Genomic DNA, 15,764 nt, shown 5'->3' with positions numbered 1-15,764 from the left:
TGCGATCACACACCAACGACATCGACTGACATTCGAGCGGGAGACGAGAAGCGGACATGACCGACAACCAGAACACCGGCGCGTCCTACGCCGCGGCGGGCGTGGACATCGAGGCGGGCGATCGCGCCGTCGAGCTGTTCGCGCCGATCGCCAAGAAGGCGACGCGGCCCGAGGTGCGCGGCGGGCTCGGCGGTTTCGCCGGGCTCTTCGCCCTGGGCGAGTACAAGAAGCCGCTGCTGGCCGCCGCGTCCGACGGCGTCGGCACCAAGCTGGCCGTCGCGCAGGCGATGGACCGGCACGACACCATCGGCCGCGACCTCGTGGCCATGGTCGTCGACGACCTGGTGGTCTGCGGCGCGGAGCCGCTGTTCCTGCAGGACTACATCGCCATCGGCAAGGTCGTGCCCGAGCACGTCGCGGAGATCGTCTCCGGCATCGCCGAGGGCTGCATCGACGCCGGCTGCGCGCTGCTGGGCGGCGAGACCGCCGAGCACCCGGGCGTCATGGAGCCCGACGAGTACGACGTCTCCGCCACCGGCGTCGGCGTCGTCGAGCAGGACAAGCTGCTCGGCCCCGACCGCGTCCGCGAGGGCGACGTCATCATCGCCATGGCGTCGTCCGGCCTGCACTCCAACGGCTACTCGCTGGCCCGCCACGTCCTGCTCGAGCGGGCGGCGCTGCCGCTGGACGAGTACATGGAGGACTTCGGCCGCACCCTCGGCGAGGAGCTGCTCGAGCCGACCCGCATCTACGCCAAGGACTGCCTGGCGCTGATGGCGGAGGCGGAGGTCCGCACCTTCTGCCACGTCACCGGCGGCGGCCTGGCGGGCAACATGGCCCGCATCATGCCGGAGGGCCTGGTCGCCGACATGGACCGCGCCACCTGGACCCCGGGGCCGATCTTCCGCACCATCGCCGAGGTGGGCCGCGTGTCCCGCGAGGAGATGGAGAAGACCTTCAACATGGGCGTCGGCATGGTGGCCGTCGTCGCGCCGGAGGACCGCGACCGCGCGCTGGCCATGCTCACCGCCCGCCACATCGACGCCTGGGAGCTCGGCATCGTCCGCGCCGCCGGCGACTCCGCGGCGGAGCGCGCCACCCTGCGCGGCGACCACCCGCGCTTCTAGGGGGGGCAAACGCCCGAAAAGGGGGCGGGCCCGGCCGATTCGGCCGGGGCCCGCCCCCTTTTTCGCTACGGATGAAACGCAGGATGCATCAGCGGCTGTCGCCGCTGTTCCAGTCCTCCCAGTCGGAGTAGTCATCGTAAGCGCCGTCGTCTTCCGACTTGCTCACGAGCTCCCGCTGGAGCCGCTCCAGATCCATATCCGGAGTATCGTACTTCAGCTGACGAGCAACCTTCGCCTGCTTTGCCTTGGCACGGCCGCGACCCATGGCCTGACCCCCTTGTTTAGGTCCGGGGCGCGGCACGGGGATTCGGCCGCCCCTCCATCATCTAATGCGTCAATTCCTGAGTGACACCATAGCCCATCTGCCGACGCGACGTTGACGCCCACCCGACATGCCGCGCCACGCGGGTCGCCCACGGGGGCGATTCAGGTACGTGACCTGCGCTTTAGTTGAGCAAGAGGAATTTTCGCACGTGTCGCGGTCTCAGCGCCCCCGGAGCTTGTCGACGGCGGCCCGCCCCGGGCGCACCGATTCATCCCTGTCCACCGTGGCGGGATCCACGGCGACCGCGACGCCGCGGGCCGTGAGCTCGACGCCTTCCTGGGAGGAACGCTTGACCAGGGCCAACGCGATCGGCCCGTATTCGTGGTGCTCCACGACGGTGCCCACGCGGCCGACGGTCCGCTTGCCCGCCACCACCGGGTCGCCGGGTTCGGGCAGCTCCGAATCCGACCCGTCGACGTGCAGCAGCACGAGCGTGCGGGGCGGGCGACCGAGGTTGTGGACGCGCGAGACGGTTTCCTGGCCCCGGTAGCAGCCCTTGTCCAGGTGGACGGCGAGGCCGATCCACGCCGGCGACTCGTGGGGGATCATCTTCTCGTCGATGTCCAGGCCCGGTTCGGGGCGCAGCGACGTCACGCGCTCCGCCTCCCACGCCATCAGCCCCGTCGGCTTCGCGCCGGCGGCGGCGAGGCGGTCCCATGCGCCCACCAGGCCATCGCGGGGGACGAACACGTCCCGGGCACCGGACGCCGGCCACTCGGCGCCGCGCACCGGGGTCCCGTCGCCCGCGACGGCCACCGCGCCTGCCCCGGGATCGGGCAGATCGGCCGCCGCGAGCACGTCGCCGGCATCGGGGCCGACGACCGAGAGGATGGCCAGGTCCGCGTGCTCGACGACGACGTCGGAGCGGAAGATCATCATGGTCAGGAAACGGTGCAGCGACTCCGCGCCGAGCGGCGAGACGTCGAGAAGCACCGAATCGCCGAGCACCGCCACGCCCATGTGATGGAGCACGCGGCCCTGGGGATCCAGGTCGAGGGCCTCCGCCGCGTAGCCGGCGGGCGCATCGTCGAGCTTCTGGGAGAAGAGGGTGTTCAGCCAGTCCAGCCGATCCGGGCCGGAAATCCGCAGCACCCGGCGGTGGGAACGATCCACGAGCGCCGCCGCTCCGGCGATCGCCCGCTGTTCGACCAGGGGCGAGCCGTAATGCCACGCGACGCCCGCCCGCCCGCCGGGATCGCCCTCCGGGACGGCGACCGCCCCGGGAACGTGATGGACGATCGGACTGAACTCATCGAAGGTCACGCCCGCCATGGTAACGCGACCCCCGGCGAATAAGCTATGGGGCATGACGGCCCCGCATCCCGACATCATCCTCGTCGACGTCCTCTCGGAGGGCGCCCCGCGCGTCGCCGACGCGTCCTCTCCCTTCCTCTACCCGGATGACCTCGGCGCCGTGCGCGGCGACGGGGTCTTCGAAACGCTGCTGGTCAGGGACGGACACGCCTGCAACGTCGCCCGGCACGAGAACCGCTTCCTGTCCTCCGCCGACATGCTGCAGCTGCCCGCCCCGGACCTGGGCCGGTGGCGCGAGGCGTCGCGCCTGGCCGTCGGCGAATGGAACGCCGCCGCCCCGGGCCGCGACGCCGCGATGCGGTGGGTCTACTCCCGCGGCCGCGAATCGACCGGCCGGCCGACCGGCTACATCATGATCACCCCGGCCACCGGCGGCGAGGCCCGCGAGCGCGGCGTCCGCGCCATGCTCGCCGAGCGCGGCTTCGAACTCGACCTGGGCAACCGCGCGCCGTGGGCGCTGATCGGCGCCAAGACGCTGTCCTACGCCGCGAACATGGCGGCCCTGCGCCACGCGAAGGAGCACGGGTTCGACGACGTCATCTTCACCTCCGCCGAGGGCAACCTGCTCGAGGGGCCGACCTCGACGCTCGTCCTGGTGCGCGGCCGCCGGCTGCTCACCCCCAACCCGGGCGAGGGCGTCCTGCCCGGCACCACCCAGGCCGCGCTGTTCGACCTCGCCGCCGAACGGGGCTGGGAGTGCGTGCCCGCGCAGCTCACGCCCGAGGACCTGCGCACCGCCGACGCCGTGTGGCTGGTGTCCTCCGTGCGCATCGCGGTGCGCGTGACCTCCCTGGACGGCGAAGAGCTCCCCTCGCCCGGCGCCGCAGCGGAAGCCGAGTTCAGGGAGCTCTGCGAGGAAGCGCTCGCGCGCTGACCGCTATCCGGCCCAGCGCTTCAGCTGGGCGGACATGCGGGGGAAGAAGTCGTCGCCGCGCAGGCGCTCGTCGACCCACCCGAGGTCGTTGTTCGGCATCAGGCCGTACAGGCGCTTGCCCGGGCCCAGCGACGCCGGGCCGGTGGCGGTGACCATGGTCGAGGCGGCCTGCACCTCCCACGCGCGCTCGGTGACCGGCTTGCCGTAGTAGATCTCCACCACGCCGGTCGAGTGGGTGCACAGGAACTCGATCTCGTCGTCCTCGTTGATGCGCCAGAAACCGGTCTCGCGCAGGTCGGGGCCGATGACGTTGTCGTCGTCGTCGATCTTCCAGAACCGCGACTCGTAGCTGAGGTAGTTCTCGCCGTCGTGGCTGAAGATGATCTGCTGGCCGAAGCGGTACTGGCCGTCGACCACGGTGTCCGCCTGGCCCTCGCCGCGCCACACGCCGACCAGCGGCAGCAGGGCCAGCAGGCCGTCGTGCAGGTTGGGGCCGTGGCGCAGGTTCGCGGTGTCCTCCGCGATCGGCAGGCCCGGGAGGTCCGCGATGTTGCGCCCGCCGGTGGTTTCCGACTGCTGCGCGGCGCGGTCGATCGCCTCGTTGCCGTCGAGGCGGCGGGGAACGTCGCCCGTGTTCTCGTTGGTGTCGTCCATGCCCCCGAGACTACTGCGAAGGGCGGCCGCCGCGGTCGGTCTCCCCGCCGAGTTCGGGGTCGGGCGTGGCCACCGGCAGGAAATCCTCGGGGGACACGGTGCGGTACAGCTCGTCGCCCTCGATGAAGATGGACCCGCCGGACACGAAGATGCGGGTGGGCCGCTGCCGCAGCGGCAGCTCCGCGCCGGTCAATTCCAGTTCGAAGGCGGGCATGATCGCCGCCTTGGCGTCGTCGGAAAGCTCGCGGCCCTTCACCACCTTGTCCGAGTCGGGGCCCTCCGGCCCCGAGATGACCTCGATCGGCGTGAAATGCGCGTCGCCGCGGACGATGCGGAGCTTGACGGCGACCTCCGCCGGCGCCGACCAGCCCTTCGGCGTGGCCTTGAAAATCGCCTCGGTCTCCCAGCCGCCGGCCGGGGAGACGTCCTCGAGGTTCTGGATGGCCAGGTCCGTGAAGCCGAACTGCCGGCCCAGCGACAGGCCATCGAGCTGCAGTTTCGTGTGGTAGCGCTTGGTGAAGCCGTCGGCGAAGTCGCCCGTCCACACCGAGGATTTGGGCACTTCGACGTCGACCGCGCCGGACTCGACGGACACCAGGCCGAAGCCCTCGATCTCCAGGTCGCGGGCGCGCACCTGGATTGAGCTCCACTTGCCGGTGAAGAAGGAGGAGGCGTAGGCCGCGCCGCCCAGGCTGACGTAGGGGTCCGCGGGCAGGTTCATTTCCTGGCGGATCCGGTTGGCCAGGTTGCGTTCCGCGTGGATGGCCAAACCGAAATCGGCGCCGACGGCCAGCAGCGCGACGGCGCCGACGGCGGCGGAAATGCGTTTGACCGGGCGAGAAATGCTCACCCCCCATTAGTACCGCATGTGCGCCCGCGCGAGAATGCGCGACCGTTAAGATAAGCGTGGTAAACGAACCCCCGAGAATCGGAGTGTGCTCCCGTGCGCCTGGCCATCGTCAGCAACGACCCCCAGGTCCGCGAGCGCGTGCCCAACATCGGGCTGCTGAACCACGACATAATCCGGCTGCCCGCCACGGAGGCGTCGGCGACGCTGCTGGAGGACGTCACCGTCGCCATCATCGACGCCACCGGCCCGAACCTCCTGGCCGCCCGCGAACTGTGCCGCCACATCGCCGGCGCCAATCCGGACCTCCCGGTCGCGGTCCTGGCCGCCGACACCGCGCTCATCGCCATCGACGGTTCCTGGGCCGTCGACGATTTCCTGCTGCCCGGCGCCACCCCGGCGGAGATCGACGCGCGGCTGCGCCTGCTGCTGTCCCGCCGGCCGGTGCCGGTGACCGAGCCGGAGGAGAGCCCCGTGCTCACCCTCGGCGATCTGGAGGTCGACGAGCACACGTACACCGCCCGGCTCAACGGCACGCCCATGGACCTGACGTTCAAGGAGTTCGAGCTGCTGCGCTTCCTCACCCGCAACGCCGGCCGCGTCTACACGCGCGAGCAGTTGCTGCAGGACGTGTGGGGCTACGACTACTACGGGGGCACCCGCACCGTCGACGTCCACGTCCGCCGTCTGCGGGCCAAGCTCGGCCACCGGCACGAGGGGCTCATCGCGACGGTCCGCAACGTCGGCTACAAGGCCATCGAACCCGAGGAGGACCAGCAGTGACGTTCCGCATCGAAGAAGGCGCGCCCGATCCCGCCGAGGCCCGCGCGCTGCTCGCGGCCATCGAGTCCGCCGACGGGGTGGAGCCCTTCGGCGAGGCGTTCGTCCGGGGCCTGTCCGATCCCGCGGCCGGTCACCGGCACCTGCGCGTGCTTGACGACGGGACGCTGATCGGATTGGCCGGCGTGGCCGACGATTCCGCCGAACTCGCGGTGTCGGCCGATTTCCGCCGCCGTGGCGCGGGACGGGCGCTGCTCGACGCGGTCGACGGGCTCGTCGGAAAGCGGCTGCCCGTGTGGGCCCACGGCGACGTCGCCGGCGCGGGGGAGCTGGCGGCGGCCACCGGCCGCCGGGTGGTGCGGGAACTGCTGCAGATGACCGCCGCGGGCGAAGCGGTCGCGGCGCTCGGCGACGAGGACGCGCCGGAGGGGATCCGGCTGGAGGACCTGCCGACCGCGCGCGCCCGGATGGGGGAGGGGGCCGTCGACGAGGCGTGGCTGGCCGTCAACAACGGGGCCTTCGACTGGCACCCGGAGCAGGGCGGATGGGATCTGGCGCAGCTGCGGCGCGGCCGCGACGTCGAGTGGTTCGACCCGGCGGGCGTGCTGTTCGCCGTCGACGAGGGCAGCGGCGAGATCCTCGGCTTCCACTGGACGAAGTGGCACGGCGGCGGCGTCGGGGAGGTGTACGTCATCGGCCTGGCGGGCGCCGCCCGCGGGCGGGGCGTCGGGGGCTGGCTGACGCGCGCGGGGATGCGGCACCTGCGGGACCGCGGCGCGGACCGGGTGATCCTCTACGTGGAGGGCGACAACGTCCCCGCCGTGCGGACGTATGAGCGAACGGGGTTCGACGTGACCCGCCGCGACGTGATGTACGGAATGTGAGGATCATCTCGGGAAGGTGAGAGGAAGTACTCTTCTCGTTCACCTCTCGTTCACCTTCTGCACGGGATCCGGCAACCAACGGCCGATACGTTTTTCAACCAGCGAGGTCCGACCGGACTTCGACGTTCGAGTGTGGCCCGCCGTCTCATGGGCGGGCCGCCGCCGTTCGATACGACAGCCCAGTCGGGCGCCACGCCCGCAAGCGAGAATTCTCCCGGAGGAACACCCGTGCTGAAGAACAACCGCCGCCGCGCCGCCATCCTCGGCCTCACCGCCGTCGCCGGCCTCACCCTTTCCGCCTGCTCGGAGGGCGGCTCCAACAGCGAGCTGCAGGGCGAGGGGGCCACCTCGCAGCAGCGCGCGATGGATCTGTTCGCCACCCTCTTCGAGTCGAACTCGTCCGGCTCGACCCTGTCCTACAACGCCACCGGCTCCGGTTCGGGCCAGTCGCAGTTCCTCGCCAAGACCGTCGCCTTCGCCGGCTCGGACTCGCCGCTGAAGGACGACCAGATCGAGAAGGCCAAGGAGCGCTGCGGCGGCAACGACGCCTGGCACCTGCCCATGGTCATCGGCCCCGTCGCCATTGCCTACAACCTCAAGGGCGTCGACGTGGCCCTGTCCCCGTCGGTTACCGCCAAGATCTTCGACGGCCAGATCACCAAGTGGAACGACCCGGCCATCGCCGAGCTGAACAAGGGCGTGGACCTCCCGGACACCGACATCTCGGTCGTCTACCGCTCCGAGGAGTCGGGCACCACCGACAACTTCATGAAGTTCCTGTCCTCCGCCGCCCCGGAGGACTGGAAGCACAAGGCCTCCAAGTCCTTCCCGACCGCCCACGGCCAGGGCGCCAACGGCTCCGCCGGCGTCGTCGACCAGGTCGCCCAGATCCCGGGCGCCATCACCTACGTCGAGGCCGGCTTCGCCAAGGACAAGGAGCTGGGCGTCGCCAAGATGGACTTCGGCCACGGCCCGGTCGAGCTCACCGCCGACACCGTCGGCGCCGCGCTGGACAAGGTCAAGTTCAAGTCCGAGGGCAACGACATGGTCGTCGACTCCGACGCCCTGTTCGGCATGGACGAGGCGGGCGCCTACCCGCTCGTCCTGACCACCTACGAGATCGTCTGCTCCGCGGGCTACGACGAGGGCACCCGCGACCTGGTCAAGAGCTTCTTCAAGACCGTCCTGGAGAAGGGTCAGACCAAGGAGCTCGAGGACCTGGGCTACATCCCGGTCCAGGGCGAGTTCAAGCAGAAGCTCTCCGACGCCGTCGACGCCATCAAGTAAGACGGTTCGACCGCGGTGACCGGCCGACCCGGCCGGTGACCGCAACCCACTGCGACACCGCGGCCGACTGGCCCGAATCTTCCCCGGCGGGGAGGTGAGGGGCCCGTCGGCCCGTGGTGCGTCCAGGGCAGTTACACCCCACAGCTCACCAGCCAAGGAAACTCAATGACATCATCCACTCCTGCCACGGGAGATCCGTCGATGGCCGAGCATGCCCCGCACGACGGGGGATTCGCCACCGGCGCCCAGCGCCTCGGACCGGGCGGCGAGCCCGGGGGCGCCGAGCCCGACGTGGCGAAGGGAGTCGTCCGACCCGGCGACCGGATCTTCCGGACCCTGTCCGTCGGTGCGGCGTCGCTCGTCACCGCGTCGATCATCGCGATCGCGATCTTCCTGCTCCTGCGTTCGATTCCCTCGATGAGAAACAACGAGGCGAACTTCCTGACGTATGACGACCGGTGGAACCTGAACGACACGTCGGCGATGTACTTCGGCATCCCGAACCTGTTCCTGGTGACCGTCGCGGTGTCGGTGCTGGCGCTGCTCATCGCCATGCCCGTTGCCCTGGGCATCGCCATCTTCCTGACCAGCTACGCGCCGAAGAAGGCGGTCAAGCCCCTCGGCTACCTGGTGGACCTGCTCGCCGCGGTCCCCTCGATCGTCTACGGCCTGTGGGGCTTCATGGCCCTCGGCCCGGCGCTGGGGGGCTTCTACAACTGGGGCGCGAAGAACCTCAGCGGCATCTTCCTGTTCGCGACGTACGACAATTCTCCGGCGTTCGAGACCGGCCGCAACCTCTTCACCGGTGGCGTGGTGCTGGCCATCATGATCCTCCCGGTCATCGCGGCGACCACCCGAGAGGTGTTCGTGCAGACCCCGCGCGGGCACATCGAGGCGTCGCTGGCCCTCGGCGCGACCCGGTGGGAGACCGTCCGCCTCGCCGTCCTGCCCTTCGGCAAGTCCGGCTACATCTCCGGCTCGATGCTCGGCCTCAGCCGCGCGCTCGGCGAGACGATGGCCCTGTACCTGGTCATCTCCCCGTCCGCGGCGTTCCGCGGCTCGTTCTTCGACGGCGGCACCACCTTCGCCACCGCGATCGCCAACGCGGCCCCGGAGTTCAACGACGACCTCAAGGCGGGCGCGTACATGTCCGCCGGACTGGTCCTGTTCTTCCTGACCTTCGTGGTCAACTCCGCCGCCCGAATCATCGCCAAGAAGTAGGGGACAGACAATGGCAATCGACAATCAGGCCCTCATCGACGACCCCGGCGCCAGGGTCCCGACGACCGAGTCGGCGTTCACCCCGATCAAGGGCTCCCGCAAGCTCGGCGACAACATCGCGACGGTCCTCATCACGACCTGCATGGCGCTGGCGCTCATCCCGCTGGGCTGGGTGCTCTACGAGGTCGTCGCCCGCGGGTTGCCCGTGGTCATGTCCCTCGATTGGTGGACCAAGTCGCAGCTCGGCGTGACGGCCGGCTCGGATGCCGGCGGCGTCGCCCACGCCATCATCGGCACCCTCGTCCAGGCCGTGGTCACCTCGCTCATCACGGTGCCCTTCGGCATCTTCGTGGCCATCTACCTGGTCGAGTACGCGGGCGAGTCCCGCCTGGGCAAGACCACGACGTTCATGGTCGACATCCTCTCCGGCGTGCCGTCCATCGTCGCGTCGCTGTTCATCTACTCGATGTGGGTGGTCATGTTCGGCATGAACCGCTCCGGCTTCGCCGTGTCGCTGGCCCTGGTGCTGCTGATGCTGCCCATCGTCATCCGCAACACCGAGGAGATGCTGCGCGTCGTCCCCGCCGACCTGCGCGAGGCCTCCTACGCGCTGGGCGTCCCCAAGTGGAAGACCATCGCCAAGATCGTGCTGCCGACGGCCCTGTCCGGCATCGTCACCGGCATCATGCTCGCCATCGCCCGCGTCATGGGCGAGTCGGCGCCCATGCTGATCCTGGTCGCGACCTCGCGAATCATCACGTGGAACCCGTTCGGCCAGTCGCAGTCCTCGCTGCCCCTGTTCATGCTCGACATGTACAAGACGGGCAACACGGGCGCCGCGTTCGACAGGATGTGGGGCGCCGCGCTGACGCTGGTGCTCATCATCGCGATCATCAACATCGCCGCCCGCGCCATCTCCGCGATGTTCTCCGTCAAGCAGTAGCGGCCGCCGGCCCAATTCACAGGAAAGAGACCCCGAATCATGGCCAAGCGCCTCGATCTGAACAACGTCGACATCTTCTACGGCGACTTCCACGCCGTGAAGAACGTCAACCTCCACGTCCCGCCGCGTTCCGTGACCGCCTTCATCGGTCCCTCCGGCTGCGGCAAGTCCACCGTGCTGCGTTCCCTCAACCGCATGCACGAGGTCATCCCCGGCGCGTACGTCACCGGTGAGGTCCTGCTGGACGGCGAGAACATCTACGGCCCGAAGATCGACCCGGTGTCGGTCCGCAACACCATCGGCATGGTGTTCCAGCGCCCCAACCCGTTCCCGACCATGTCCATCGAGGACAACGTCGTCGCCGGCCTGAAGCTGGCCGGCGAGAAGAACAAGAAGAAGCTCAAGGAGGTCGCCGAGGCGTCGCTGCGTTCCGCGAACCTCTGGGAAGAGGTCAAGGACCGCCTGGACAAGCCGGGCGGCGGCCTGTCCGGCGGCCAGCAGCAACGCCTGTGCATCGCCCGCGCCATCGCGGTCGAGCCCGAGGTCCTGCTCATGGACGAGCCCTGCTCGGCCCTGGACCCGATTTCCACGCTGGCGATCGAGGACCTGATCCACGAGCTGAAGGAAGACTTCACCATCGTGATCGTCACGCACAACATGCAGCAGGCCGCCCGCGTGTCCGACCAGACCGCGTTCTTCTCCCTCGAGGCGACCGGCAAGCCCGGCCAGCTCGTCGAGGTCGGGCCGACGAAGAAGATCTTCGAGAACCCGGACAAGAAGGAGACCGAGGACTACATCTCGGGCCGCTTCGGATAGCCACCGCGGGAAAAGAGCCCCGCCCCACCGGAAACGGTGGGGCGGGGCTCTTTTCGCGCGTCGACCGGGGCGTCAGGAGTTGAAGTGGCGCTCAAGATCCGACAGGCGCTTGGTGATCGACGCGCGGCGCTCCTCGGTGTCGATCTCGCGCATGTAGTCCTCCTGCTTGTAGCCGGTGGCCAGGTAGACGATGCGGGCGGCGACGGCGACGCCGTGGTCGGCGTAGCGCTCGAAGTAGCGGCTCAGCAGGGTCACGTCGACGGTGGCGGCGGGGCTCTGGCCCCACTCGTCGGAGGTCGTCAGCGTGAAGAGGTGGCTGTGGATGTCGTCGATCGCGTCATCCTCCTCGTTGATGCGGAGGGCGCTGGCGACGTCGTAGTCGATGAGGACCTGGCGGGTCTCGTGGGTGATCTTGTCCGACACCGCGGCCATCTCGCGGAAGTAACCCTCCACGTGCTCCGGCAGGGCCTTCTCGGGGTGGCGGCGGCGGGCGGTGTTGGCGATGTGGACCGACAGGGCGCCCATGCGCGCCATGTCCTCGACGATGTAGATGCCGGAGACGACCTGGCGCAGATCGCGGGCCACCGGAGCCTCGCGGGCGAGCAGCTCGAAAGCGCGGTCTTCGGCGGAAATGCGGAATTCATCGAGCTTGTCGAGGGAGCTGAGAACCGACTCGGCCGCCTCGAGGTCGGCGTCGAAGAGCGCCTTGCAGGCGGCGCGGTGCATGCCATGGACGTGGTCGCACATGACGATCAGGCCGTGGGCGAGGGTGTCCATCTGTTCGCGGTAAACGGTGCGCATGGTCACCAATAGTAGGGCCAAGCCCAACCTTTTGCCTGCCGGGATGGCCCGGGCCGCCAATTGCGCCGAATTGGCCCCCGAATGAGGGGCGATTAACCGCCCGAGTGCATCAAATCCGCACCCACGGGCACGGTTTCATCTTCCGGGTCGTCCAGCCAGCCCTCGGGGAGCACGACCTTGCCCGGCGACCCCTGCCGGCCCCGCGCACCGTCGGCGTCGTCCGGGAGGGCGCCCGCGTGGGGGCCGTCGTGAAGCGGGGCGAGGACCTCGTCGAGCTCGGCGAGCGTGGACACGCGCGCCAGGGAGGAACGGACCTCCGAGCCGGCCGGGTACCCGCGGAGGTACCAGCCGATGTGCTTGCGCAGGTCACGGCAGCCCTTGCGCTCGCCCTCGTGACGCACCAGGAGCTCCGCGTGGCGGCGGATGATGCCCGCGACCTCGGCGAACGTCGGGGGAGGGGGCACGGGCAGGCCCCGCAGCTCGGCGGACAGCTGCGCGAACAGCCACGGGCGGCCCAGGCAGCCGCGGCCGACGACGACGCCGTCGCAGCCGGTTTCGTCCATCATGCGGCGGGCGTCGCCGGCGGCGAAGATGTCGCCGTTGCCCAGCACCGGCACCGCCCCGTGGCCCGAATCGACCATGTGCTCCTTCAGACGCGCGATCTGCGACCAATCGGCCTCGCCGGAGTAGCGCTGCGAGGCCGTGCGGGCATGCAGAGCGACGGCGACGGCCCCGTTGTCCGCGGCGATGCGGCCGGCGTCGAGGTGCGTGTGGTGATCCTCGTCGATGCCGACGCGGAACTTCACCGTCACGGGGATGCCGGTGCCCTCGGTCGCGCGCACCGCCGCGGCGACGATGTTGCCGAACAGGCGGCGCTTGTACGGCAGCGCCGACCCGCCGCCGCGGCGCGTCACCTTGGGCACGGGGCAGCCGAAGTTCATGTCGATGTGGTCGGCGAGGTTCTCGTCGGCGATCATCTTCGCCGCCTCGTACGTCCATTCCGGGTCGGTGGTGTAGAGCTGCAGGCTCCGCGGATCCTCGTCGGCGGCGAACGTGGTCATGTGCATCGTCTTCTCGTTGCGCTCGACCAGGGCGCGCGCCGTCACCATCTCGCAGACGTAGAGACCGGCGACCGTCCCCATCCGCTCCCTCTCCTGTTCGCGGCACAGCGAACGGAACGCCACGTTGGTCACGCCCGCCATGGGCGCGAGCACGACGGGGGAAGCGAGTTGATGGGGGCCGATGCGGAGTTCTGTCACGGGCGCATTGTCTCACCGGGAGGGTGAGCCGCGAAATCGGCGTTGGCCGCCCGAAAGGGTCCCCACCCCGGGGGTGTCTGCTCTCACAAAACCATGTAGTTTGTGTGAAGAGTCATTAACCGAATGGAAGGACAAGACGTGCACGACCACCTCGACCTGGCGCCGGAGGCGTTGCTGGACCACATCAAGCCCGGCACCAAGATCCTCGTGCCGGTGGCCGCATGCGAGCCCCCCGCCCTTCTCGACATGCTCGAAGCGCATGCCGATCAGCTCGAGGACGTGCACATCTACCAGATGTGCACCGAGTCGGTCCGCCCCTACCAGATGGGCGAATACCCGGGGAAGCTCACGCACCACGAGTTCTTCCTCGGCGGCGGCTCGCGCAAGGGCCACGGCAACGGCACCAGCGAGCTGTACCCGGTCAACTTCTCCATGATCCCGGAGCTGGTCCGCGACCACGTCAAGCCGGACATCCTCATCGCCGCGGTGTCTGAGCCGGACGAGCACGGCTACATGTCCATCGGCCTCGGCGCCGACTACTCCGTGCAGTTCATCGGCAACCTGCCGATCTTCGGCGAGATCAACCCGAAGATCCCGCACTCCTTCGGGCAGAACCAGATCCACGCCCGCCAGATGGTCGGCGCCACGCGTTCCGACGCCCCCGTCCTCGAGGTTCCGCCGCTGCTGCCGGAGAAGGGGTCGGCCGAGCACCAGATCGCCGAGCTCATCGCCCCGGAGATCGGCGACCGCGATTGCCTGCAGTTGGGCATCGGCAAGCTGCCCAACGCGATCCTGGCCATGCTCAAGGACCGCAAGGACCTCGGCGTGCACACCGAGCTGATGTCCGACGGCGTCATGGACCTGGTCGAATGCGGCGCCGTGACCGGCCGCTTCAAGCGCTCGCACCAGCGCCAGTGCGTGGCCACGTTCATCATGGGCACCCGCAAGCTCTACGACTGGGTCGACCGCAACCCCGTCGTCTACCTCGATTCGGTCGAGCGGACCAACGACCCCTTCCTCATCGGCCTCGAGCCCAACATGGTCAGCGTCAACGCCACCACCGAAGTCGACCTGCTCGGCCAGGCGGCGTCGGAGACGGTCGCCGGCCGGTTCTACTCGGGTTCGGGCGGCCAGCTGGACTTCGCCATCGGCGCGCGCCGCTCGAAGGGCGGCCGCGGCTACATCGTGTGCCCGTCGGTCACCCGCGACGGCACGAGCCGGATCAAGGTGGAGCTCGGCCGCAACTCGCCGGTGACCACGCACAAGAACTACATCGACAACGTGGTCACCGAGCACGGCATCGCCCGCCTGCGCGGCACGGACTACTCGACGCGCGCGCAGCGCCTCATCGAGGTCGCCCACCCCGACCATCGCGAGGAGCTCTACCGTCAGGCGCGCGAATACAACATCATTTCCCGTCTCGCGTCGAAGTAGCGCGGCCCCCTCCTTCGGGTGACCGCAACACCGCTTCCCTGGTGCGGCCGTGACTCAAGTGCATGCCGTAAACCAGTGGGGCGGTGTTCGGCGACATCCTCCCGAAACGCCTCGCAGGGGCGGGTTTACGCGGTTACCGTTTCTTCCGTAAGGCCCACAAGGCCGGAAGATTCCAACGACACGCACAGGGGAACCCCATGAAATTGAATCGGAGCACGTCGATCATCGCCGCGATGATCGCCGCCGGAGCCACCTTCGCCGCACCGGCCGCCGCCAACGCCGTCACCGTGGGGCCGGGTTCCCCGATCCGCATGCCCGAGCCCGGGGCCGTCGTCGACGGCGGCCGCCACGTCCGGACGGGCATGTGCTCGACGAGCGTGCCCGGCACCGTCACCGACGCCGACGGCAACCGGCACCGCGTAATCCTCACGGCCGGCCACTGCGTGAACAAGGAGGGCCACGAGGGCATGCCGAAGTCGAGCGGCGTGATCTACGCCCCGGCCCCGGAGGGCGACGTGCGCATCGGCGAGGTCGGCCCGGCCATGTTCTTCATGCCGGACGACTCCGACTTCGAGGGCGGCGGCAACCTCCTGGATTCGATGCTCAACGGCTCCGACTACGCCTTCGTCGAACTCGACGAGGACGTCGACGCCACGTCCGTCAGCCGCTCCGTCGACGAAGACGGGCGCGTGCACGGCGAGGGCGCGCAGATGACCGGGGTCGTCGACTACCGCGAGCTCCAGCCGGGCGAGGTTTCGGTGGACAACTTCGGGCAGCCGGTCTGCTCCGACGGCGCCCGTTCCGGCCGCAACTGCGGCGTCCAGATCTTCCGCGTCCGCAACGGCGTGTGGGCGGTGTCCCGCCTGGAGAAGGGCGATTCGGGCGGAAACGCCTACGATCCCCGCACGAACCAGGTCGTCGGCATCAATTCCATGGCCGTCGGCCCGGTGTCGCGCTACCAGCCGGCCGACCAGGCGCTGCAGGACGCCTACGGCATCGAGGACGGCAAGGTCAACGAGCATTTCCAGGTGGAGGAATCCACCGAGCCGCACAGCGAGTTCCGCACCATCGGCCAGGACATCGCGGCCGACGAGGCCTGGATCGCAGAGAACGAGCCGGAGCAGGCGCCGTCGTCGCCGCTGCCGAAGATCCCGGGCCTGCCCGAGATCCCGCTGCCGGAACTGCCCCTGCCCTAGCT

16 protein-coding genes are annotated in these 15,764 nt (G+C 69.4%); 10 read left to right on the top strand and 6 right to left on the bottom strand.

All coding sequences use genetic code 11. The features are described 5' to 3' along the window. Nucleotides 1–56: 56 nt before the first annotated feature. Entirely contained in the window at nucleotides 57–1,127 is a 1,071-nt protein-coding gene (gene purM, locus CHAN_RS11725) for a phosphoribosylformylglycinamidine cyclo-ligase (RefSeq protein ID WP_290289968.1), read from the top strand. Nucleotides 1,128–1,215: 88 nt separating this feature from the next. Here the strand turns inward: purM and CHAN_RS11720 are convergent, their stop codons facing one another. Next, complete coding sequence (locus CHAN_RS11720; RefSeq protein ID WP_082144436.1) at nucleotides 1,216–1,392, bottom strand: DUF3073 domain-containing protein; 177 nt, start codon at nucleotides 1,390–1,392, stop codon at nucleotides 1,216–1,218. Between the two features lie 219 nt (nucleotides 1,393–1,611). Next, the gene (gene ygfZ, locus CHAN_RS11715) at nucleotides 1,612–2,715 is read right to left on the bottom strand and encodes a CAF17-like 4Fe-4S cluster assembly/insertion protein YgfZ (RefSeq protein ID WP_290289964.1); all 1,104 of its coding nucleotides are present in this window, start codon (nucleotides 2,713–2,715) and stop codon (nucleotides 1,612–1,614) included. A gap of 43 nt (nucleotides 2,716–2,758) precedes the next feature. Between ygfZ and CHAN_RS11710 the strand changes: the two genes are divergently transcribed. Next, nucleotides 2,759–3,640 carry an aminodeoxychorismate lyase gene (locus CHAN_RS11710; protein ID WP_290289962.1) on the top strand — a complete coding sequence of 294 codons (882 nt, stop codon included), beginning with the start codon at nucleotides 2,759–2,761 and terminating at the stop codon, nucleotides 3,638–3,640. A 3-nt stretch (nucleotides 3,641–3,643) separates the two neighbouring features. On the opposite strand, the gene CHAN_RS11705 is transcribed toward CHAN_RS11710, so the two are convergent. Together CHAN_RS11705 and CHAN_RS11700 are read right to left on the bottom strand one after the other, a co-directional pair. Continuing rightward, entirely contained in the window at nucleotides 3,644–4,294 is a 651-nt protein-coding gene (locus CHAN_RS11705) for a heme-binding beta-barrel domain-containing protein (protein WP_048742532.1), read from the bottom strand. A gap of 10 nt (nucleotides 4,295–4,304) precedes the next feature. Further along, a complete protein-coding gene (locus CHAN_RS11700) occupies nucleotides 4,305–5,144 on the bottom strand; it encodes an LmeA family phospholipid-binding protein (RefSeq protein ID WP_048742530.1) in 840 nt (279 codons plus the stop codon). 93 nt (nucleotides 5,145–5,237) lie between these two features. On the opposite strand from CHAN_RS11700, the gene CHAN_RS11695 reads away from it, so the two are divergent. From CHAN_RS11695 to pstB, 6 genes are all read left to right on the top strand, one after another. Further along, nucleotides 5,238–5,924 (top strand): winged helix family transcriptional regulator, encoded by a 687-nt coding sequence (locus CHAN_RS11695; RefSeq protein WP_048742528.1) that lies wholly within the window; start codon nucleotides 5,238–5,240, stop codon nucleotides 5,922–5,924. Then, the gene (mshD, locus tag CHAN_RS11690) at nucleotides 5,921–6,805 is read left to right on the top strand and encodes a mycothiol synthase (RefSeq protein ID WP_290289957.1); all 885 of its coding nucleotides are present in this window, start codon (nucleotides 5,921–5,923) and stop codon (nucleotides 6,803–6,805) included. The genes CHAN_RS11695 and mshD overlap by 4 nt, the downstream gene beginning before the upstream one ends. 228 nt (nucleotides 6,806–7,033) lie before the next feature. Further along, nucleotides 7,034–8,092 carry a phosphate ABC transporter substrate-binding protein PstS gene (gene pstS, locus CHAN_RS11685; RefSeq protein WP_290289954.1) on the top strand — a complete coding sequence of 353 codons (1,059 nt, stop codon included), beginning with the start codon at nucleotides 7,034–7,036 and terminating at the stop codon, nucleotides 8,090–8,092. A 165-nt stretch (nucleotides 8,093–8,257) separates the two neighbouring features. Continuing rightward, nucleotides 8,258–9,313, top strand: a complete 1,056-nt coding sequence (gene pstC, locus CHAN_RS11680; RefSeq protein WP_290289952.1) for a phosphate ABC transporter permease subunit PstC — start codon at nucleotides 8,258–8,260, stop codon at nucleotides 9,311–9,313. A 10-nt stretch (nucleotides 9,314–9,323) separates the two neighbouring features. After that, complete coding sequence (pstA, locus tag CHAN_RS11675; RefSeq protein WP_290289950.1) at nucleotides 9,324–10,256, top strand: phosphate ABC transporter permease PstA; 933 nt, start codon at nucleotides 9,324–9,326, stop codon at nucleotides 10,254–10,256. A gap of 39 nt (nucleotides 10,257–10,295) precedes the next feature. Then, a complete protein-coding gene (pstB, locus tag CHAN_RS11670; RefSeq protein ID WP_048742523.1) occupies nucleotides 10,296–11,072 on the top strand; it encodes a phosphate ABC transporter ATP-binding protein PstB in 777 nt (258 codons plus the stop codon). A 72-nt stretch (nucleotides 11,073–11,144) separates the two neighbouring features. Here the strand turns inward: pstB and phoU are convergent, their stop codons facing one another. Continuing rightward, entirely contained in the window at nucleotides 11,145–11,873 is a 729-nt protein-coding gene (gene phoU, locus CHAN_RS11665; protein ID WP_048742559.1) for a phosphate signaling complex protein PhoU, read from the bottom strand. A 92-nt stretch (nucleotides 11,874–11,965) separates the two neighbouring features. After that, nucleotides 11,966–13,075 (bottom strand): tRNA dihydrouridine synthase DusB, encoded by a 1,110-nt coding sequence (dusB, locus tag CHAN_RS11660; protein ID WP_377748500.1) that lies wholly within the window; start codon nucleotides 13,073–13,075, stop codon nucleotides 11,966–11,968. A gap of 195 nt (nucleotides 13,076–13,270) precedes the next feature. Here dusB and CHAN_RS11655 point away from each other — a divergent pair, with 195 nt between their 5' ends. Together CHAN_RS11655 and CHAN_RS11650 are read left to right on the top strand one after the other, a co-directional pair. Beyond that, nucleotides 13,271–14,566, top strand: coding sequence for an acetyl-CoA hydrolase/transferase family protein (locus CHAN_RS11655; protein WP_290289944.1), 1,296 nt, complete (start codon nucleotides 13,271–13,273; stop codon nucleotides 14,564–14,566). Between the two features lie 197 nt (nucleotides 14,567–14,763). Then, nucleotides 14,764–15,762, top strand: coding sequence for a chymotrypsin family serine protease (locus CHAN_RS11650; protein ID WP_053088105.1), 999 nt, complete (start codon nucleotides 14,764–14,766; stop codon nucleotides 15,760–15,762). Nucleotides 15,763–15,764: the final 2 nt, after the last annotated feature.

Origin of the sequence: Corynebacterium hansenii (assembly GCF_030408795.1) — a bacterium.
GTDB lineage: Bacteria > Actinomycetota > Actinomycetes > Mycobacteriales > Mycobacteriaceae > Corynebacterium > Corynebacterium hansenii.
Note: the sequence above shows the minus strand (reverse complement) of the source record. Positions and strands in the feature narration are given on the sequence as shown.